A 20,166-nucleotide genomic window follows, 5' to 3' on the forward strand; every position below is an offset into this window, starting at 1 on the left:
CATTAACACTATTGACCGCATGGTCAATAAAGACGATGTGCGAATCCATGATCCCGTCGCGAATCCGGCCGCTCGCGGCACTGCTCCTGCTCGGGGGATGCACCGTAGGGCCGGACTATAATCGGCCCACGGTCGCCGTGCCTGCGACTTACGCTGGAGCCCACGACGCCGCGCTGCGAACATCGGATATTGGGGGTTGGTGGACCGCGTTTCGCGATCCAGTCCTCGACGGCCTGATCGCCCGTGCTCGCAGCGGAAACCTCGATGTCCGCCAGGCGGCGGCGCGAGTCGCCGAAGCCCGCGCGCAAGAGCGGGTGGCGCGGGCGCGGGGCGGACCGTCGCTCAACGCCAGCGCCCAGGCCGGCTACTCTCGGCTGAGCCAGAACTCGCTGCCCGCCGGCCTCGCAAATCTCGGCGGTGGCGGACAGCCGGGCAGCGGCGGGGGAGGCATCGGCCTGCCGGGCGAGGACTTCGCGACTTTCCAGACGGGCTTCGACGCTTCGTGGGAGCTCGACCTGTTCGGCGGCCAGCGGCGCGCGAACGAAGCCGCCGGCGCGAGAACCGAAGCGGCGGTCTGGTCGCAGCGCGATGCCGAGGTCATGCTCGCCGCCGAAGTCGCCCGGACCTACCAGCAATACCGCGTGCTCCAGCGCCGGATCGCGCTCGCGGACCAAGCGCTCGCCTCACAGCGCGACCAGCTCGAGTTCGTGCGCGTTCGCGCGCGCAACGGCCTCACCACCACGCTCGACGAGCGCAGCCAGCAGCGCAGGCTCGAACAGGCCAGCGCGCAGCGTGAAGACTTGCTCGCCGAGGCCGATGCGCGTGTCCACGCGCTCGGCACGCTGCTGGGCCTGGCTCCGGCCGCGCTGGCCGGTGAGCTGACGACGCCATCGCCCGCGGCTGCCACGGCCATCGATATCCCGCCCGGCCTCCCGTCCGAGCTGCTCCAGCGCCGCCCCGACATCCGCGCCGCCGAGCGCAAGCTCGCCGCGGCGACCGCCGACATCGGCGTGGCCACGGCCGATCTCTACCCCAAGCTCAGCCTCACCGGCGCGCTCCAGCTCGCCTCGCGTTCGCTGGCGACCTTGCTCGAGGCTGATAGCATCTTTGCCAACGGCGCGGGCCGGCTGTCGCTACCCCTGATCGGCGGCGGCAAGCGCGAGACCGTCGCCTTGCGCAGGGCGCAGGCAGACGAAGCATTGCTCGCCTACCAGGCCACGGTGCTCGGCGCCTTGCGGGAGGTCGAGGACGCGCTGACCCGGCTCGACGCCGACCGGCGCAAGGTCGGGGCACTGCGCGCATCGGTCGCGGCGGCGCAGGATGCCGTCGACACCGCACAAGTGCGCCAGCGCAGCGGCCTCGTTCAAATGACCGAGGTGCTGCAGGCGCGCCAAACCTGGCTCGCCGACCGCGACACGCTGGCGCAGGCCGAGGCGGCGGCGGCACAGGACGAGGTGGCGCTCTACAAGGCGCTTGGCGGCGGCTGGGACGAGCGCCGCGTCAATCCAGAGGAGCAGGCGAGTGGCCGAGGCAGTTGAACCCCTACCTGAGCGCCGCCGCCTTCCCCGGCGGGCGATTGTCGCCGCGGTCGTCGTCGCGGCCGTCGCCCTGGTGTTGTGGCTCCTTCTGCGCTCGGGCGATCGTGACGGGAAGGAGCTGTTCACCGGCTACGTCGTCGCCGACGAGGTCTACATGACCTCGCCCGTCGCCGGCACGCTGGCGAGCGTTGCGGTCCGGCGCGGCCAGCGGGTCGCCGCGGGCGCGCAGCTGTTCCAGGTCGATCCGACCCAGCGCGCCGCCGGCACCGAGCAGGCGCAGGCGCAGATCAGCGCCAACCAGGCGCAAGTGAACCAGCAGCAGTCGGCCCTGGCCAAGGCACGCGAAGACCTCGCCGCCGCACAAGCCGAGGCCGACCGCCTTGGCGCGCAGCTCCGCCGGTTGAGCGCGGCGCAAGGCGAGAAGGCCGGCTCGGTCGCCCAGCTCGACATCGACCAGGCCCGCGCCGCCTACGACGCCGCGCTGCGCCGCCGCGATGCCGCGCGCACCCAGCTCGGCGCGGCGTCGGCGGCGATCAACGCGGCGCGGGCGCAAGTGCAGGGAGCTCAGGCCGGGCTTACCTCGGCGCGGCGGCAATTGAGCGAGCTGGCGCCCGTCGCTCCGTCGGCGGGGCGGGTCGAGGACGTCATGTTCAAGGCCGGCGAAACCGTGCCGGCTAACGTGCCGGTCGTTTCGATCGTGCCCGACGGCGAGGTCAAGGTGCGCTTCTACGTGCCCCAGGCGCTGGTCAACGCTTACAAGCCCGGCCGCAAGGTCGCGATCGGCTGCGATGGCTGCGCTGCTGGATTGACCGCTACCGTCAACTTCGTCGCCTCCGAGCCCGAATTCACCCCGCCGGTAATCTACAGCCTCGATGCCCGCCAGAAGCTGGTGTTCATGGTCGAGGCGGTGCCGTCGAACGCGCGCGCGCTCGTGCCCGGCCAGCCGATCGACGTCGCGCCCGGCGCCGGCGACTTGCCCGGGAAATGACCAACGCGATCGACGTCCGCGGGCTCAACAAGAGCTTCGGCGACAAGCATGTCGTGCGCGACGTGTCCATCCAGGTCGGGGAAGGGCGGATTACCGGCTTCCTCGGCCCCAACGGCGCGGGCAAGACAACCACGCTGCGGCTGCTGTGCGGATTGCTCACGCCCGATAGTGGCGAGGGCGAAGTGCTCGGCCTCGACTTCCGTACCCAGACCGCGGCGATCAAGCGCCAGACCGGCTACATGACGCAGAGCTTCTCGCTCTACCAGGACATGACGATCGAGGAGAACCTGACCTTCATCGCCCGGGTCTACGGCCTCGAAAATCGCCAGCAGGTGGTGAACCAGGCGCTCGACGAGCTTGGGCTGCAGGACCGGCGAGGGCAGCTCGCCGGCGCACTCTCGGGCGGGTGGAAGCAGCGCCTCGCGCTGGCGGCGGCGACACTCCACGGGCCGCGTCTCCTCCTGCTCGACGAGCCCACCGCCGGCGTCGACCCGCAAGCACGGCGCGAGTTCTGGGACGAGATCCACGCGCTCGCCGACCGCGGGCTGACCGTGCTCGTCTCGACCCACTACATGGACGAAGCCGAGCGCTGCCACGATATCGGCTACATCCTCAACGGCAGGCTGATCGCGCGCGGCACGGCCGAGGAGATCATTGCGCGCTCGGGACTTGTGACCTTCAACGGCGAAGGGCCGGATGTCGGCAAGATCTCGCACGCGCTCGAGGCCCAGCCGGGCGTGCTCGGCGCCTCGGCGTTCGGCACCGCGGTCCACGTCAGCGGCACCGACAAGAGCGCGCTCGAGCAGGCGATCGCGCCCTGGCGCAAGGCGCCTTACGAATGGGAGCAAGTCGAGCCTTCGCTCGAGGATGTCTTCATCCAGCTGATGGCCGACCAGGTCGACGACCGGTACGCCTCATGAGCCGCCTGTCGCTCTCCCGCATCGCCGCGGTGATGGTCAAGGAGTTCACCCAGCTCCGCCGCGACCGCATCACTTACGCAATGATTCTCGTCATGCCGCTCGTCCAGCTGCTGCTGTTCGGCTACGCGATCAACACCGACCCGCGGCACCTGCCGGCGGCGGTGGTGTCGTACGATCACAGCAACATCGCCAACGACCTGGTGGCGACCTTGCAGAACTCGTCTTACGTCGATGTCACCCACCAGCCGAATTCCGAAGCCGAGATGGACCGGCTGATGCGCCGCGGCTCGATCTCGCTGGCGCTGACGATCCCGCCCGATTTCACCCACCATCTTCTCAAGGGCGAGCGGGCGCAGATCCTCGCCGAGGTCGACGCCAGCGATCCGGTCGCCGCCGGCGGCGTGTCTGCCGCCGTCGCCGCGCTGCCGGCGCAGGCGCTCAAGCATGACCTCCTCGGGCCGGCGGCGCGCCAGGGCGGCAAGCCGCCGTTCGAGGTGGTGATCCACCGGCTCTACAATCCCGAAGGCATCAACGCCTACAACATCGTCCCCGGCCTCCTGGCGATCATCCTCTCCATGACGCTCGTGATGATGACCGCGATGGCGGTGACCCGCGAGGTCGAGCGCGGGACGATGGAAAGCTTGCTGGCGACCCCCGCGACGCCCTTCGAAGTGATGATCGGCAAGCTGCTGCCGTATATCGCAGTCGGCATCGTGCAGACGACGGTGGTGCTGACCCTCGCCCGGCTGCTGTTCGCGGTGCCGATGGCGCAGACCGCCGCGGGATGGCTCGCGCTCGCCAGCGGCATCGTGCTGTTCATCACCTGCAACCTCTCGCTCGGATACCTGATCTCGACCCTCGTGCGCAGCCAGCTGCAGGCGATGCAGGTTTCCGTGTTCTACATCATGCCCTCGTTGTTCCTGTCGGGCTTCATGTTTCCGTTCCTCGGCCTGCCCGGTTGGGCACGGGCGATCGGCGAAGTGCTTCCGGTCACGCACTTCCTGCGCATCATTCGCGGCGCCCTGCTCAAGGGCCAGGTCCTGGCCGACATGAGCCCGGACATCCTCGCCCTTGCCGCCTTCCTGCTGGTCGTCGCCACGGTGACGGTGGCGAGGTCGCGGACGACCCTCGATTGAGGCTGCTGCGTCGCGCGCCGATCTGCTAATCTCGGGGCGAGTTGAACCTCTGGCCCGGTTGGGCGGATTCACTCCCGGAAAGTAGGGGCCAGAAGCGTTAGCCGTGAGCGAGGAGCCAATCCGCATATCCGACAAGGCGTCCGCCGCCCGCGGTGCGAACGCGGCCGAGCTGCTGCTGCTGGAAAAGATCCGGCGCGGCGACCGCAGCGCGTTCGAGGCGCTCTATCGCGCCTATCATCCGCGCCTGACGCGTTTCCTTCTGAGGCTCGTGCGCCGCCCGCAGCTGGTCGAGGAGGCGCTCAACGATACGCTGATGGTCGTCTGGCAGCGGCCCGACAGCTTCCATGGGGGCAGCAAGCTGTCCACCTGGATCTTCGCCATCGCCTATCGCAAGGCGATGAAGGCGCTCGGCCGCTTCGACGATCCGCGCGAGGACCCGGAGGGGTTCGAACGGGCGGACGAGGGGCCGGGCCCGGAAGAGAACTCGGCCGGCGTGTTGCGCCGCGACTTGCTCGCCCGCGCGATGGACGAATTGTCGCCCGCGCACCGCGCGGTGGTCGACCTGACTTATTACCACGAGCTCGACTACAACGAGATCGCCCGGATTCTCGATTGCCCGGTCGGCACGGTGAAGACACGCATGTTTCATGCCCGGCGCCAGCTCCGCCGCATTGTCGGCGGCGGGCTGGAGGACTGGGTCTAGGAGTTCGAAGATGGCAGAGATAGTTCTCCTGAGGCCGAGCGAGCACGACGCGGTGCAGCAGTTGCTGCCGTGGCATGTGAATGGCACGCTTTCGGCCGAGGAAGTGGCGCGGGTCGAGGCGCACCTCGCCGAGTGCGAGGATTGCCGGCACGACCTTTCCCGCGAGCGTGAACTGGCGCGCGAGGTGGCCCTGCTGCCGCTCGACGTCGACGAAGGCTGGCAGGCGATGACGATGCGCCTCCCCGAGCAGATTTCCAGCCGCGCGGGCGGCCGCCTCCCAGGGTTCAGCCGGTCGGGACCGCTCGGCTGGGCCGTCGGCGGCGCCTTGGCCGCGTCGGTTGCGTTCGCTTTGGCGATCGTCGGGCTGCAGCAGCCGGTGTCTCCGGCGCAGACATTCCACACCCTCGGATCCGCCGGCGGCGCCGCGTCCGGCCAGGTGATCGTGCTGTTCCGCCCCGACACCACCGAACAGCAGATGCGCGCGCTTCTTGCGGCGCAGGGCGCGCGGGTGGTCGATGGCCCGACGGCGGCCGGCGCCTACGTCTTGCGCGTCGATGGCCGCCGCCCGGCCGATGCAATCGACGCCCTCCGTCAGTCGGCCGAGGTTGTCCTCGCCGAGCCGATCGCGAGTGACGGCCGCCCGTGATCCGCCTGCTACGCCCTCTCCTGGCCGTGCTCCTGACGCTGGCTGCTCCGGCGGTCCTGGGCGCGAGCCTGCCTGCCGCGGCGAGCAGTAGCGACGAGGAGCGGCAGATCCTCGTCATGCTCAAGATGCCGCCGGCGCATTATCGGCCGAATTCCAGCTACTCCGGCGACTACGGCGATGCCGCCGGGCAGGCGGCGCGCCGGCGCTCCGCTCGCCGAATTGCCGAGCGATACGGCGTGGAGTTGCGTGAAGGCTGGCCGATGCCGTTGCTTGGCGTCGACTGCTACTTGATGGTCGTTCCGCCTGGCAAGGCGCTCGACCGGGTAATCGCGGCGGTGGCTAAGGAACCCGGCGTCGCCTGGGCGCAGCGGACGACGGCGTATGCGATCTCGGGCAAGATGGGTGCGGCCGACGATCCGCTTTATTCGGCGCAACCCACGGCGGGTGAATGGAAGCTGCGCGAGTTGCAGCGGTCCGCCACCGGCCGCGGGGTGAAGATCGCCATCGTCGACAGCCGGGTAGACGTTTCGCATCCCGATCTTGCCGGTCAATTCGTGTCGGACGAGAACTTCATCGGCGGGTCGCCCGGCCGGCCGGAAGCCCACGGCACCCATGTCGCCGGGCTGATCGGCGCCAAGGCGGGCAACGGTATCGGCATGGCCGGCGTTGCGCCCGGCGCGCGGCTGATGGCGCTTCGCGCTTGCCGCGAACTCGAAGGCGGGCGAACGACGGTGTGCAATTCGCTGGCGCTGGCGCAGGCGCTGCAGTTCGCCATCCAGCACCAGGCAAACGTGATCAACCTCAGCCTTAGCGGCCCGCGCGATGAGCTTTTGGGCAGGTTGCTCGGCATCGCCCTGTCGCGAAACATCGCGGTCGTCGCCGCCTACGACCAGGCGCAGCCGGACGGCGGTTTCCCAGCTTCGATGCGTGGTGTCCTGCCGGTCGCGGACGAAGCGCTGCCGTCGCTCCCGAGCGGGGTCTACGGCGCGCCCGGTCGCGATCTGCCAACCACCGAGCCCGGCGGCGGATGGGGGCTCGTCAACGGAACATCCTACGCGGTGGCGCAGGTGAGCGGCCTGGTTGCGCTTGCCGGAGAACGCACCAAGCGCCCCCTCGCATCGAGTCTCGTCCGCGCGAGCGATGGAAGGGTCGCAGCCTGCGCGACGGTGCTCGGAAGCACCGGCCCCTGTCCGTAAGCTACTGCACGGTGATCCGACCGTTCATTCCCATGCCCGAATGCAGGAAGTGCGTGCAACGCAGCGCATAAGTCCCGGCCTTTTCCGGGGTCAGCACCACATCGACGCTCTGCTTGCCGGCCAGCTTCACTTTGCCGTCGACGATCAGACCCCGGTCCGCGGCAGCGATGTTGCTCGCGGCGAAGAATTCCGCGGCGGCAAAATCGTGTCCGCCGCCGGAGGTGTTGACCAGGTGCAGGCGATAGGCCTGGCCACGCCGCAGCGGGATCTCGGCCGGGGCGAACTTGAAGCTCGACAGTTCGACGGAAACGAGCTGCGGCTGGGCGCCTTGCGCCACAAGCGATCCCATCGGGACGGACGCGGTCAGCAGGACGGCAAGGGCGGCTATCGGTTTGTGCATGAAGCAATCTCCCGGGACGGCGCGCGCCGTCCCGCATGGGTGGCCCGTTGCGATGCCGCGGTTCAAACCGGGCAGGCGAAAGGGCCGGTGAGCTAACGACCCATTGCGGACGTTCTCGGTGAACCAAAAGCCGGTAGGTTCGTTGGGCCTTTCACCTGCCAATCACTTCGGGACTATATCAGGGCTTCCTGCTCCATTTGGTGGCATTCGTCGCCGTTCCGTTCCAACGGCTCATGGGTTGACCGACCCCGAAACCCCGCTAAATCGCGCGCTTCTGCGCACCGTAGGGCGGTTAGCTCAGTTGGTAGAGCATCTCGTTTACACCGAGAGGGTCGGCGGTTCGAGCCCGTCACCGCCCACCAGGATTTCTGCGGGTTTGCGGCTGTGTACCCGCCGAAGCTCGTTGTACCGATGTACCTCAAAACTCCGTTGCATCGCCCGCGTCCCTCATAAACGACGGTGAGTACCGTGCGTAAACCTGCTCGGTCATGCGAAGCGATGTGTGGCCAAGATACTGGCTGATCTTCTGCATGGGGACGTCAGCCTGGGCCATCCACACCGCGCATGTGTGGCGTAAGACGTGCGGGCTGAATTTAATGCCGGCCCGCTCCGAGAGCCGAGCGATGGCCTTCTTCACTGAGCCGACCGGCTTTCCGCCATACTCGACGACATGATCGGACAGCCGGGCCTCATGGGCAGTTTCAAGCGCCTCGCGCGCCCGTGCGTTCATCGGGACAACGGTGCGTCGCTTGTTCGTCTGGACACGGCCTGGGGGTCGAAAATCAATGGTGCCTTGAGCAAAGTCCACGCGGTCCCACGTCAGGTCGAGGATTGCTCCTGACCGGGCGCCGGTAGCCAGCGCCACGATGATAAACAGCTTCACGTGCGGGGTTTCTGCCATGTCGGCAATCTCGCGTGCTTGCTCTTTCGTGAGCCATTTGTCCCGGGGGGGCGATGAGGGAGGAATCCAGATGGAAGGAGCAATGGCACCGTATCTACGACGAAGGCAGGCGCGGAGGAGCTCCAGGTCGGTCTTGATCGTGCTGTCGCTGTAGCCCTCCCGGCGTCGCCGATCGTAATAGGATCGGCAATCTTCGCGGGTGATGGCGGAGCCCACCATCTGGCCGAAGTAGGGGCCAAGCCCCTTCCAGTGAAACGCAAAGCGCTTGCGTTCCAGACCGTCGGCAGCGCGGTCTGAGACATAAACCGGCCACAGGTCCGCTAGCAGGTCGGTTGCTGCTGCGTTTCGCCGTTGCCAGAGTTCACGAGCGCGTTGACGGGCGAGGGCCTCGTCTGTCGTACCAGTCGTGATGCGTAGTCGACGGTTCCCGTCCCGGAATGTGAGTGACCATTTCCCTCTGTGTCGGGTGAGTGTGTATTCATCAGGCATTCGAAACGCTGCACCTCTGTTGCTGGAATTCGGATGAGCTTGCCGAGGCGGAACCCCGGCAGTTCTCCTGAGTGAAACATGGCTCGGACCTTCTCGGCGGAACATTGCCAGCGCCGCGCTAGACTTTCGGGCGAGAAGGGCATTTCGTTGACTGGCACCTTACGATACCCGCCAAATTCTAACGCCATCAGACACAGTCCGAACGGTGAACTTGCGGTCCAGGCGCCGCCACTTTTTGGCGTAGTTGCATGAGGCCGACGCCAGCTGAGCAGCTGTGCGATCGGTGCATAGGAAACTGTCGCCAACCTCCATCCTTCCGAAGGGGTAGGTCCGCGACCTCGCTTGGCGTTTGCCGGGGCCACCCCTGTTGTCGCGAGCGATGGGGATATTCTTTTCGATAATATACATGAACGCGATCCTTTCGTGTTGTTCGAAAAGGCAATCGCGTTTGCGGAACAATTTTTAAATCGATGTTGGAAAAGTCTCTGGGAGACTTGCGAGATTTTCAGCGGCTCAGGCATTGCTTCTGCCTAGCCGACGCTGCTCGCCAAAATTGTAATAAGTGACATTGTCAGGATTGCGAGAAGGTCGCCGCCTTCTCAAAGGGTAACACCCTTTTCGGGGTCATAGATTGCCGGTGTCGGGGCTATCAACCGCCCCCACACATCCGGAAAAGTTTCGAAGCTGACTAAAGACTATCCACGTGCTCTTCCTTTAGGCCAATAGCAGCGCGGTTTTTGCCAAGTCTCCCCCATACTTCTGGCAATTATATCTTTAACTTCACAAGCCGAGTCGGAGAGTGTAAGTGTCAGAGGGACAGGCCGGCGCTTTAACCCCTTCGGACATTCGCTTTTTGAAGGGTCTCGGATTGAACGCTGGGGCGGCGCTTAGCGTCGCCCCAGATCTAGTCGTCCGTCTTAAGGGCAGCGAACGCTTCCAGAATGCCTTCGCAAAGGTCCACAAGCTCTTTCAGCGTCTCGATGACAGGGCGGTCTCCGAGAGGGTCGTCCTTCCCAAATACCCATTGAGGATCGACTAGTTCAATGGGAATCCACCGAAGTTGCCGGCGTTTTTCGATCATGGGCCCAACCCATTCGAACGCTTTGGCTGCCCTTGGTTTAACACCGGCCACGGGAACTAGAGCCCGATGCTTGTCGAGCACATCTAGGTCATGAACCGCGCGAAGCTCGATGTTGCCACCTTTGTACGGCTTGAACGTCCTGAGCAGCGCAACGGCTGCGGCCCCGCAGCGCTTGAAGTTCTTCTTCTTAATTTGCTCCTCAAGCCCGGCGGCGTTTTCGGCGAACGGGAAGTAGACGCCTCTGTCCGGTTGGTTGTTAAGGCGGGCCATCTCACTCGCCATGTGGTCGAGCGCCGTCCGGGCATTGTGAATAATGTCGCCAACGATGGCGGGCGCCAACTCGGGCGCTGGTGGGACCGTGATCTTGGTTGTTGGACTCCAACCTTCCGGGCCGCCCCCTGTGCCAGGAACGAACTCGCTGGTAATCGGATTTTCGCGCAGGTGCGTGTCGAGCAGAACCTCCAGCTCAGTGATATGCTGGCGTGCTCGTTTCAGCTTCAAGTGCGCGCTGGAGAAAATTGCCATGTCGGATGCCGATAAGAAATTGGGGGAAACTTATTCCGAAGAGGAAACCGTGGCCCGCCGCGAGGCGGCGCTCAAACGGGCGTTCGCCATGCCGCATAAGCCGCACGCCGACAGCAAGAAGAGTGCTAGCGGCCACGACCGAAAGAGCCGGCGGTCCTAGGCGGCTCTAGACGACGCCCACTGGTCACAAGTTCTAATCCGCAGCGATTACAGGCGAGTATCTCGCAACGTCCGACAGTGAGGTGTTCATGCTTGAGGATCGACTTCTGACCGTCCTCATAACACTGGGGGCATATCCAATGCGCGGGCTGGCCGTCCTCCATGCCCGACTTCAGTCTGTAGGCAACGGAGCCTTGCCCGGCTTCTGCCAACTCATAGCGCTTCTTCTCAGTTTCCCAGTTTTCGAGGTTTACAATCTGCTGTTCAAGCTGACGTATACGGTCGGCAGCGTCCGCTTGCGCCGCACTCAACGCCGTCAGCGCCGTTTGGGCATCGAAAATGTGTTTACCCAGCTCAATCTGGACCTGATTGATCGCCGCGCTCTTGGCGGTGGAGTGGAGGCCCTGTACGAGGTCAAACGCCGCCTTGAGGCCGCCCACCGCGCCACTGATTTCAATACCTGTCACCATAGCGATTCCCCTGCTCCGACAAATATATAAGCGCTCGCTTCAAGGGCGAGTCCAGCGCTTACGGCGCTCACCAATCTGGCGGGGAACCTCAAACAGCTTAGGCGGCGAGCTTATCAATCCGCCGATAGGTAAGACGGCGACCGATGCCACCCTTGAGGATTTCGGCGGCACGCTCGCCATCGGTCATGTCGCGGGTGTTGGCGCGGAGATCGAACTCGGCGAGGTAGCGCGAAAGGCGCGCTTCGCTCATGTGGTGATAGGTGCCGATCACGCCGCGCTTGAAGATCGAGAAGAAGTTCTCGACCGTGTTGGAGTGCTTGAACCCGCCGTAGGTGACATACTCGGCAGCCGCGTGATTGACGGTGAAGTGGTTCTGCATCTCGCGACCAACGCCGATGTAAACGGGCGCTTCGTCGGTCATGAGCGCGGCGGTACGCTCGACATTGGTAACGATCACGCTGCGAAGGGTTTTGGCGTTGACGTTGGCGACATGGAACGAACGGGTGTGACCCTCGCGCTCGACTAGGGCGACAACGATCTTCTTGGCGGCGGGCTTGCGAAACGCACGGTTCTTGGCCTTGCCGCCGACATAAGTTTCATCGGCTTCGACAACGCCGCTGCCGCCGCCGAGCGGGCCGGTAGGAGCCGCACCGTCCATGGCTTCGCGGATACGGTGGCAGAGGAACCACGCGGTCTTGTAGGTCACGCCGAGCATGCGCTCCATTTGCTTGGCGCTCATGCCCTTCTTGGACGCGGCCATAAGGTGGAAGGCGAGCAGCCACTTGTGCAACGGCACATGGCTGCGCTCCATCACCGAGCCAGTGCGGACCGTGAATTTGTCGCGGCAATCGTTGCAGAGGAAATAGACGGTCTGCGTCTTGCCCTTGAGGCGGGCGACGCGAACCGAACCGCAATGCGGACAAGAAGGCTCGCCGTTCCAGCGTGACGCTTCGCAGTGAGCCTGCGCGGCATCTTCGTTGTGAAAGATCGGGTCTGTGATGTTGATGGCCATGGCGTTCGCTTCCTCTGTGAAGAGGTATGCGCTTACGGACTGGTGAAGTCAAGTATATAATTGCCAAGCTACCCATCCCCGCCGTGGCGGACATCCCGCCATGGATCGAGGCCGAGCCGGTCTATAATGAAATGCGCGACAAGATTGACGGACTCGCCGACACGCCCGCTCATCCCTTGGCTGGCCCGGCTGTGACGGGGGCGAAGCGGGTCAAACTCTCCGCGCTCTTCGACGTGATTTACGGGCACAACCTTGAACTGAACGCACTGGTCCGGAGCCGCGAAGGCGTCAATTTCGTCTCCAGAACCGCCCTGAACAACGGAGTGTCGGCAAGGGTCGAGCCCATAGACGGCTTGGAGCCGACAGAGGCAGGGGTTCTAACCGTGGCGGGCGGAGGGTCGGTCCTAGAGACGTTCCTGCAGACTGAACCGTTCTACAGCGGGCGCGACCTCTATTACCTGCGCCCCAAGGTCGAGATGACGATTGAGCAGAAACTGTTCCTCTGCATGTGCATCCGCGAAAACAAGTTCCGCTACAATTATGGGCGGCAAGCCAACAAAACGCTGCGCGACATCCTCATCCCGGATATCTCCGAAATTCCCCACTGGGTGGGCGACGCTTATGCTGGCGTGCTTGCCAACTGGTCGAAGCGGCTTTCCGCTGCCGAAGGAATCTACGCATGACAGAGAAAACCCCCCGCGCCTAGGGGCCGCCCAGTCACCAACAAGATCGACCGCATCCCGGCCTCACCGGAGAAGATCGCCAAGGCGATTTTTCGCGCTGCTGACAAGAAGGCCAAGGCTGCGAAGCCGAAAGGGAAGCCCAAGCCCAACTAGGGGCGGGCGTCTAGTTTCGTATATAATTCCCTTTTTTTTCAAGCCGCCGCTTCAGTTCGTCGGGGTCGGTTTGCAGAAATCTCTCCAGCGCCTCGTCTGGGTCCATATCTAGGTGAAGCGGCTTCTCCCTCTTCCCCGTCATGCGATCAGTTCCTTGTAGGTGAGGCGACCGGTGGTCTGGGCGATTAGGGCGTTGACCCGCTCGCCTTCCTCCATCGCGCGAGCGTTGAAACGCCAGGTCATTTCCGAGAGATAACGCCCTATGTGCTTATCCAAACTCTATGAGCCGAGACATTCCTTCAGGCTCTTGCGATCGGTCGTCCTTCGCCAGCGGCTGGGGCCGCTGCAATTCCCGTCAATAACGATGCCCCCGGCTTGGCTTGGGCTGGTGAAGACATGATCGCAAGCGAACCGAAGCAAGTCGGGATCGGAATGCGGCACGAGAGTACCCAGGCGCAGTAGTCTGTCTCTATCGCCCCTGTTCCTCTTCTCATTGGGAGAGCCGATCCGCATGGCGGTCGACCCTTCGCGGACCAGGAAGCCACCTTGGACGGGGCGGCCATACGCCTGGGTCTTCTCCTTGATTAAGACAAACCACTCGTTGCTCGACATTGAATGACACTCCCTCAAACTGTGGTGCCGTCTCTCCGGCTGTCACGCTTCACCCCACGTTCGGGGAACGGTCGGCGGACAAGGTGAAATCCGCTCCGTTCTGCCGGTGTTGTTGAACACGACCGCCGGCTGCGCGCGGACGGCTGACTAACCGTCCGGAACGGAAATCCCACCGGCGGTTAGGCCGGGGCGGTGTAGGACGTCCGTTCCAAATCCCATGCAATGACGTGATCGGATATGCGCCGCACGCTGCTGCGGCTGGGATGGCCAGACGCGAGCGCGCGCAAATCGCTCGCGGGGAGGCCGACCTCATCAGCCAACTCACTGGTGCGCTTCCCGATTGCGAGAGCAGCGAGATAGGCCCCGCGATCACGGTCGATATCATCGGGGATTCGACCAAGTCGCTCGGCAAATAAGCCGGGGCGGACAGAAGCGATGCGAAAGTCCGTTCGATCTCTAAGCCAGCTTAAGGCATCGATCCGGTTCACCGCCACAAACCCTCTGGGATCGATTGAGCTTTTGCGCTGCTTTTTATGCTCAATCGAACGGAGCTGTTTGTTTGGGCCGACGAGGTTACGCGTGGTCCGCTCCCCAATTCCCGCGAGCAGAGAGACGTCAAAAGCGGTCAGCTGTTCAGTGCTGAAGTCACCGCTCGTCCCTTCGTCAATTGCGGACTGGAGATGGTGCCAGGCCTTACCCACCAGGAGCAACTGTCTAACGGCTCCATTGCGGCAACTTGTCCAATCCTCACCCCCTAGCGCAATGTCGGGCAACGAAGCGAGAAACAGCTCGATGAAATCCAGGTAGTCCTGCTCAATCGCATCGCTGTCCACCCGACCATCGGCTGGGCGTCCGCTGAGAGAGCGGGCTTCCAGAAGCTCGCACAGCTTCCAGATTTTGGACGAGATTTCCAATCGGCTTGGATCGATCGTGGCGAGCGCCTCAGCGTCTCCGAACTCATCGGTCGGGAGGCCCCCGCCGCTTTCGACGCCGCTTAGTAACTCCGCGAGTGCGCGCCCCACGGTGCCACCTCCCGTGAGCAACAGCTCCTCAGCCTTTAGAACCACCGCCTCCCGAAGATTAGCTTCGAGACTTTGTCTATCTGGAATCTGCATCGCGACCTCACTTTCTCCATGTAAGGTAACGTATCATGTGACCGAGTCAAGAGGAAAAGTGATAGGTGATGTTACATACATCTTCCGAAGTCGCTCACGGCGTTGCGGAAACCTGAGCCTTCCCTATGGCAAAGTGCATCCGAGCGCCTGATGATGGCATCATGGAATGGTGCAAGCATTCCGAGTCTCAGGCTGATTTCGCCGCCCAGTACTGACGGCTCCCCGTGAACTCGCGTCATGCCGCAGCGCACCCGGACTCGGCACTAAGGTACGAAGGTACCTAGAAGCGGAATTTTGAGGGAACGAAACGAGAGCAAATGCGGCAAATCTGCCGTAACGCAACTCAAAGTGCCGCAGATTTGCGCGGGAGTCTGTAGTTTACACCGAGAGGGTCGGCGGTTCGAGCCCGTCACCGCCACCAAATTTCCGGTCGCTGGTATGTCCAGCGCTCCGCGGCGCATGCCAATTCGTCCGCCCAGTCTTCCGGTTAACAAGCAAGGTGAGGCTCCGGGGTGTCAGCTCGGCACCTACAGCTCGGACCGATCGTTCTGGTCCATTGCTGGCCGATAGCGGGCGGTCCTCTCTTGGCTTTGAGGCCGTGGGATTGGAAGTTCTGCGAACGGTGCGACGAACGGTCGATCGCCTGATCCCGCCGGGGGGACTCGTCAAGGATCGGTCAGCCGTGCGGCAGGATCGTCGTTCGCGCTCCTGGTCGAGTTACCTCCAGGCACCTGGCCCGTTAGAGAGAACGCTTCCGGCTAGCGCTTGCGCGTCTTGCGAGCAGCATAGCGGGCATCTCTGGCGGCCTGGCACTCAGCTTGGGTCGGCACCTTCGGCTGAGCGACCTTCGTGGCGTCAGCGGCAGCCTTCGCCCCGGCCGTAGCCTCTTCCTCAGCAGCGGGCTTCGCGGCCTCGCTATCGGCCTCCTTCTGCGCCCGTGCGCCCGCCGCTGCCGCTTCGCGGGCGAGAAGGCGTTCTTTCGCAGCGGCGATTCCGGCTGGATCGGGCTTGGGCGCAGCCTTGTGCTCTTCGAGAACGCCCGCTTGGCCGCTGCCGAGGCGTTCGCTCGATCACCAAAGGTCAGCTTCTTGTACCCTTTAGCCATTTCGATGCTCCGGCTGAGCCGTCATGCTAGGGGCACCTAATCGCGTAGCAACAATATCCACCATCGCCCGATAGCAGTCAGTCCGCTGTTGGGTATGTCAACGACCGTAGCTAACCGTCAGGTATCGTTGCCCGCCGAACGTTGAAGCCAGGAACGGGGGAAGCCGGTAGGTCTACTTTGTGGTGGGACTCCGGGCGACTGTCACATCTTGAGCGTGACCATCCCGCCGGCGCCGTAGTCGGGAGCTCCCTCGCTCAGACCGGCCGAACCGTAGACCGTCAGGTTGAAATGCTTCGACACCGGCGCACCGAATGCGCCGAACACCTCCTGGCTGTCTTCCGACAAGGGGCTGGTCGCCTCGCGATAGTCGTACGAAGCGAGTAGCACCGAATTCCCCAGCGCGACGCTCGCGCCGACCGAACCGAACCAGGTGTTGTTGAGATCGATGTACGAAGGATCGCCCGCCCATTTGTGGCCGACGTCGATGAACGGAGTGATGATGCCGAAAGTCTTCGAGAGGTCGACGGAGGCGCTCAAGTCGGTCTTGCCGGTGCTCAGGCCCTTGCTCTGGGACCCTGTCGGCATCTTGACCCTGCCGGTGAATTCAAGCCCGACGCCAATAGATTCCTCGGGAATGGCGTAGGTCGCGCTCAGTGACAGGTCGCCGATGCCCTTGCGAATCGTTCGCGGGGCATTGGGATCGATCACGATCGGTCCGCCGTCTGCCCCGCCGATCACATTGGCGCCGTCGATCCGCAGCCACGGCAAGGTCGCGCCGAAACGCAAGTTGCCTGTCGTCAGGCGGGCGGTGGCGGGAACCACAAGGATGTTGGTGTCGAGGCCGGTACCGTAGTCGCCCGAAGAATAGTCGACGCCGGTCATCAGCGAGAATGAAGTGAATGGCGCATTCGCGGCCTGATCCGTCGAATCCTGAGCCACGGCGGGGGTGGCGGTGGCGATCCCGATCGCGGCGATTGCCGCCAAGCCGGTTTTTCTCATGACTTTCTCCCTGCACGTGCAGCAAGGGCGGGCCGCAACGCGACCCGCCCCTGACTTTCAGAAACACTTGGCGCGATCAATGGTGCCCAGGACGAGCGGCCTGGACGGCATCGCGGATGCTCCGCGCCGCGTCGCGCACGCTGGCCGAATTGTTTCGGGCGTCCTTCGCCGCGTCGCGGACCGTCATCGCCGCGTCGCGGGCGGCTTGGCCGGTCGCGCGGGCGTCGGTCGCTATGTTCGCGGACAGCTGAACGTCTGTGCGCGAGGTCCGCAGGTCGGTTTCGGTTGTGGCGCTCCCGCGGGCCGATGCACGCGCGTCGTTGCGGTCGTGAGCCATGGCCGAGACCTGGGCGCCGATGCCATGGACGTCGGAACCCTTCTGAGCCTTTGCCAGGGCCTTCACCTGACTGCCGAACGTCGCGGTGGTGGCGACTTCCTGGGTGCTAGTGGTGTCGGTATCGGTCGTGCTGGTCTCATCGTTATCGACATCGCTGGCGTCCGTATCATCATTGTCGTCGACATCGCCGGCATCCGTCTCGTCATTGTCGTCGACATCACCGGTGTCGTGGCGTGCCGCGGCGCGCGCATCATTGCGGGCGTGGGCGAGGGCCGAAACCTCGGCGCCGATTCCCTTGGTGTCTGAGTTCTTCTGACCTTGCGCCAGCACGCGAACCTGGCTGCCGAAAGTTGCGTCGGTGGAATCCTCGGTGTCGGTGCTCTGCGCGAGTGCGGCACCGCCGGCCGCAAGCGCGATCACGGCTGTTGCTGCCAAAAGCCTACGCATCATCATTCCTCTCAAAAATTAGCCCCCGAGGGGGCGGGGCCGTAGAAACGCGCGAACGGGTCGCGAGTTGAAATCCAGAGGCCACCCGGAAGGTTGCTACCGTATTAACTCGAGGGGTTAAGACCACGTTAGGCACATCATCCATCGCCAGTCCGGGCGCGAATTGCGACGATTGGACCGGCGGGGAGTTCGTTCCGCCAGTTCGATCCCGGAGTAGCTTTTACGGGCTCATGTCGGCAAGCTAATCGCTCACTTAGCGCGGCTGCTCGAGTGGGCGGGCGAGGATCACTCATCGCGGCATGAGGGCAGTCTGCCAACTATCGCCGAAATACAGCAACGGTTCGTCAGTGTTGTTCAGCATAGGGTGAGAGCGAGCAGTCATCGGCGGCTCACAGTTGAGCGCAAGGGCGGCGACGTTTTCGGCCACGAGGCCCTCGAATCAATTTTGAAATTCGCTCGAGTATCAGTGTGTTCGTATGCCCCAGGCCATCTGGACTCCTCGATACTGTCCGAAGTCGCCGGCCTGTCTCTCGATAGTCCGGAATGCTCCTGACCGAGGCGGCCGTTGGGCCATTGCACCCAATTCGGCTCGCACAGCCGGAAGAATGTTCCCACGAACACCACGAAACCATTCGGGCTCCATCACCGATTTCGGATCCCTAACTAAGGGCTTGCGTCCGTGTACGATCGAACTCGCCGTCCGCGACGACCATCTGGACCTTCCGATTTCAAATTCAGCCTGGCTAGCAAGGCCACACCTGGCGCATGGCAGAAGGTCAAATTCTGGCCGATAACGGGAAGTCCCATGTAAGCGCGGCACGGTCTGGTAGCGTACATTTAGGGGATATCCCCGATCCCCGATGATGTGTGAGTTTCATGGTCCCTGGCTACAAGACCAGCCTTGCGGGAGATGGTTGGTCCCTTCGCCCGAGCGTACCCTTTGCCACGCTGAACTGACCTTACATCAGGCGATTGTGGAACGCCTTGATTCGAAGATCGTCAGCGCATCTTAGATCCGCTGGCCCTTCCTTGGACGCTCGGGCCGCGACGGCGGCACTGGACTGGTCTCGGCAAGAAAGTCCGATGGGCGTGGGATTGCAGCTTAGCTGGAATGTCGTCCACTAACCCCGGCAAGTCTTCGCAGCATTTGAGCGGCGATATCGAGAGCCTGCAGCTTCTGGGCGTGGCGTGTCAGGACTGTAGCATCATCAGCTAGATCGTCCGCCAGCAGATCGAGCGCACGGGCCAGCCGGCGCAGCTGGTCGGCGTCTATCGAAATTTGATCGGCCGTTTGCTCGTTCGCCATTGTCGTATGACCTGCCATGGCAGCTTTGGCTTGCTGGACGACCGCATCCACAACTTGCTGAGCGCAATGCGCTGAAGGTAGCCAATCGATAACGTCGATCGACCTGTCAAACCTCAAGCCGGCTCTGTTGCCTTCCCGCCAGACCACCTCTCCGGCGGCAAACAAAGCGCCTCGCTTCAACTCCAGTGACTCGCCGGTTGCGGGCAATGTGGAACTCTCGATCAGAGCGCCTCGCGGCGAGAGATTTCGAATCTTCACCGGCCCGGATGCCGTGGTCGCAGAGATGCTTGCCATGACGAACATGTTCGTCCGTGGCTCCGATCGTGCGTGATCCAGTTCGATATCCAAGTGTGCAGGCCTCCACGACAGGCCTTGACACAAACGTGGTCGACTTTTGCTTGCCCCGCCCCCTAGCAATTTCCCGTAGCAGGTGCTGGCGAATGAAGCGATCGCAACGGCAGGGCGCTTCGCAGAATGTCCTTTGTAAATTGCGGCGGCGTTGCAGGGGCTGACTTGATGGTCGCCAATGGCCCGGGCGCGATCTTCTGTCCGGCCTGTCGACGGTCCGTTCGACTTGATGGAACCCGCGAGCTGGGTCCCACTCTGCTTTGCAGCCTATGATGCCTTAGACAGCGACGAGGTGCCCCGGCACTGAGTCCGTCCGATGCGCCCTCATCTCACTTCGTCCTCGCAACCTGGTGAAGCGCTCCTGCCTTGTTCTACTCGCCAGGGGGAAAAATGCCCTCACCGAAGCCGTGCGCGACCTGACCTCACTCGCCGCTCCTGCCGCGCAACCTGATCCCGATCGGCCCGGTGACGCCTGCGCTTCCCGCGAGGCTGGAGATTGGTCCGTCGCGGGTCCCAGTGAGCCGGCGAACGCTGACCTGAGCGCAATCGTGCGGGCTCGCTCACCGAGACCGCCAGCTTGGCGGTCGATTTCGCGCCGGCGCCGTGAATCGTGGCCAGTCGCTGGGACGGCTCGTTCGAGGATGCCAGACGAGCAGCCTCCAGGCCACAGTCCGAAATTGGGACAGGCTATACTAGTGCATTGGAAGATCAGGATCTTCGGCCGAGATGACCGCTACCGATTGAAGTCACAAACACTCAAGGCTGGAAGTGCGATGAACGATGACATTGAGCCGCTCGAGGCGGCGCTGTGGTTTCGTCGCATTGAAATGATTGCCCGGGGCGAGCTGCCGGGCGTCGAGAACGCGCTGCGCCACGCGGCTCATTTGCTGCAGCTCA

Annotated in this window: 20 protein-coding genes and 1 tRNA gene; 10 read left to right on the forward strand and 11 right to left on the reverse strand. The window is 63.7% G+C overall.

The window, feature by feature from the left end:
- Positions 1-47: 47 nt before the first annotated feature.
- The 7 genes from G7B69_RS10995 (at position 48) to G7B69_RS11025 (ending at position 7,127) form a co-directional block, all read left to right on the forward strand.
- Positions 48-1,538: an efflux transporter outer membrane subunit gene (locus G7B69_RS10995; RefSeq protein ID WP_166179154.1), complete on the forward strand. Its 1,491-nt coding sequence runs from the start codon at positions 48-50 to the stop codon at positions 1,536-1,538.
- Positions 1,522-2,526: an HlyD family secretion protein gene (locus G7B69_RS11000; RefSeq protein WP_166179156.1), complete on the forward strand. Its 1,005-nt coding sequence runs from the start codon at positions 1,522-1,524 to the stop codon at positions 2,524-2,526. Before G7B69_RS10995 ends, G7B69_RS11000 begins: the two co-directional genes overlap by 17 nt.
- Positions 2,523-3,446: an ABC transporter ATP-binding protein gene (locus tag G7B69_RS11005; protein ID WP_166179158.1), complete on the forward strand. Its 924-nt coding sequence runs from the start codon at positions 2,523-2,525 to the stop codon at positions 3,444-3,446. Before G7B69_RS11000 ends, G7B69_RS11005 begins: the two co-directional genes overlap by 4 nt.
- A complete protein-coding gene (locus tag G7B69_RS11010; protein WP_166179160.1) occupies positions 3,443-4,582 on the forward strand; it encodes an ABC transporter permease in 1,140 nt (379 codons plus the stop codon). The genes G7B69_RS11005 and G7B69_RS11010 overlap by 4 nt, the downstream gene beginning before the upstream one ends.
- A 103-nt stretch (positions 4,583-4,685) precedes the next feature.
- Complete coding sequence (locus G7B69_RS11015) at positions 4,686-5,285, forward strand: RNA polymerase sigma factor (RefSeq protein ID WP_243415130.1); 600 nt, start codon at positions 4,686-4,688, stop codon at positions 5,283-5,285.
- Positions 5,286-5,295: 10 nt separating this feature from the next.
- The gene (locus G7B69_RS11020; RefSeq protein ID WP_166179162.1) at positions 5,296-5,931 is read left to right on the forward strand and encodes a zf-HC2 domain-containing protein; all 636 of its coding nucleotides are present in this window, start codon (positions 5,296-5,298) and stop codon (positions 5,929-5,931) included.
- Positions 5,928-7,127 carry a S8 family peptidase gene (locus G7B69_RS11025; protein WP_243415131.1) on the forward strand — a complete coding sequence of 400 codons (1,200 nt, stop codon included), beginning with the start codon at positions 5,928-5,930 and terminating at the stop codon, positions 7,125-7,127. Before G7B69_RS11020 ends, G7B69_RS11025 begins: the two co-directional genes overlap by 4 nt.
- Before the next feature lies 1 nt (position 7,128).
- Here the strand turns inward: G7B69_RS11025 and G7B69_RS11030 are convergent, their stop codons facing one another.
- Entirely contained in the window at positions 7,129-7,527 is a 399-nt protein-coding gene (locus tag G7B69_RS11030) for a cupredoxin domain-containing protein (RefSeq protein WP_166179164.1), read from the reverse strand.
- A 286-nt stretch (positions 7,528-7,813) separates the two neighbouring features.
- On the opposite strand from G7B69_RS11030, the gene G7B69_RS11035 reads away from it, so the two are divergent.
- A tRNA-Val gene (locus tag G7B69_RS11035) sits at positions 7,814-7,889 on the forward strand.
- Between the two features lie 56 nt (positions 7,890-7,945).
- On the opposite strand, the gene G7B69_RS11040 is transcribed toward G7B69_RS11035, so the two are convergent.
- From G7B69_RS11040 to G7B69_RS11055, 4 genes are all read right to left on the reverse strand, one after another.
- Positions 7,946-8,917 (reverse strand): tyrosine-type recombinase/integrase, encoded by a 972-nt coding sequence (locus tag G7B69_RS11040; protein WP_166179166.1) that lies wholly within the window; start codon positions 8,915-8,917, stop codon positions 7,946-7,948.
- A 904-nt stretch (positions 8,918-9,821) separates the two neighbouring features.
- The gene (locus G7B69_RS11045; RefSeq protein ID WP_166179168.1) at positions 9,822-10,523 is read right to left on the reverse strand and encodes a hypothetical protein; all 702 of its coding nucleotides are present in this window, start codon (positions 10,521-10,523) and stop codon (positions 9,822-9,824) included.
- Between the two features lie 125 nt (positions 10,524-10,648).
- Positions 10,649-11,149 (reverse strand): hypothetical protein, encoded by a 501-nt coding sequence (locus G7B69_RS11050; RefSeq protein ID WP_166179170.1) that lies wholly within the window; start codon positions 11,147-11,149, stop codon positions 10,649-10,651.
- Positions 11,150-11,249: 100 nt separating this feature from the next.
- Positions 11,250-12,158: an IS1595 family transposase gene (locus G7B69_RS11055; protein ID WP_166179219.1), complete on the reverse strand. Its 909-nt coding sequence runs from the start codon at positions 12,156-12,158 to the stop codon at positions 11,250-11,252.
- 89 nt (positions 12,159-12,247) lie between these two features.
- On the opposite strand from G7B69_RS11055, the gene G7B69_RS16715 reads away from it, so the two are divergent.
- Entirely contained in the window at positions 12,248-12,847 is a 600-nt protein-coding gene (locus G7B69_RS16715; RefSeq protein ID WP_207786004.1) for a hypothetical protein, read from the forward strand.
- A gap of 291 nt (positions 12,848-13,138) precedes the next feature.
- Here G7B69_RS16715 and G7B69_RS11065 read toward each other — a convergent pair whose 3' ends face one another.
- The 6 genes from G7B69_RS11065 to G7B69_RS11090 form a co-directional block, all read right to left on the reverse strand.
- Positions 13,139-13,276, reverse strand: coding sequence for a hypothetical protein (locus G7B69_RS11065; RefSeq protein WP_166179172.1), 138 nt, complete (start codon positions 13,274-13,276; stop codon positions 13,139-13,141).
- Between the two features lie 515 nt (positions 13,277-13,791).
- Positions 13,792-14,727: a hypothetical protein gene (locus tag G7B69_RS11075; protein WP_166179174.1), complete on the reverse strand. Its 936-nt coding sequence runs from the start codon at positions 14,725-14,727 to the stop codon at positions 13,792-13,794.
- A gap of 758 nt (positions 14,728-15,485) precedes the next feature.
- Positions 15,486-15,719 carry a hypothetical protein gene (locus tag G7B69_RS16830; protein ID WP_243415134.1) on the reverse strand — a complete coding sequence of 78 codons (234 nt, stop codon included), beginning with the start codon at positions 15,717-15,719 and terminating at the stop codon, positions 15,486-15,488.
- Positions 15,720-16,033: 314 nt separating this feature from the next.
- Positions 16,034-16,831 carry a hypothetical protein gene (locus G7B69_RS11080; RefSeq protein ID WP_166179177.1) on the reverse strand — a complete coding sequence of 266 codons (798 nt, stop codon included), beginning with the start codon at positions 16,829-16,831 and terminating at the stop codon, positions 16,034-16,036.
- Between the two features lie 76 nt (positions 16,832-16,907).
- Positions 16,908-17,588: a hypothetical protein gene (locus tag G7B69_RS11085; RefSeq protein ID WP_166179180.1), complete on the reverse strand. Its 681-nt coding sequence runs from the start codon at positions 17,586-17,588 to the stop codon at positions 16,908-16,910.
- A 1,129-nt stretch (positions 17,589-18,717) separates the two neighbouring features.
- On the reverse strand, positions 18,718-19,269 hold the full coding sequence (locus G7B69_RS11090) for a PilZ domain-containing protein (RefSeq protein WP_166179182.1): 552 nt from the start codon (positions 19,267-19,269) through the stop codon (positions 18,718-18,720).
- A gap of 695 nt (positions 19,270-19,964) precedes the next feature.
- On the opposite strand from G7B69_RS11090, the gene G7B69_RS11095 reads away from it, so the two are divergent.
- A partial coding sequence (locus tag G7B69_RS11095) for a hypothetical protein (protein ID WP_166179184.1) occupies positions 19,965-20,166 on the forward strand: 202 nt, incomplete at its 3' end.

The organism is Croceibacterium segetis, assembly GCF_011320115.1.
In the GTDB taxonomy this organism is placed as follows: domain Bacteria; phylum Pseudomonadota; class Alphaproteobacteria; order Sphingomonadales; family Sphingomonadaceae; genus Croceibacterium_B; species Croceibacterium_B segetis.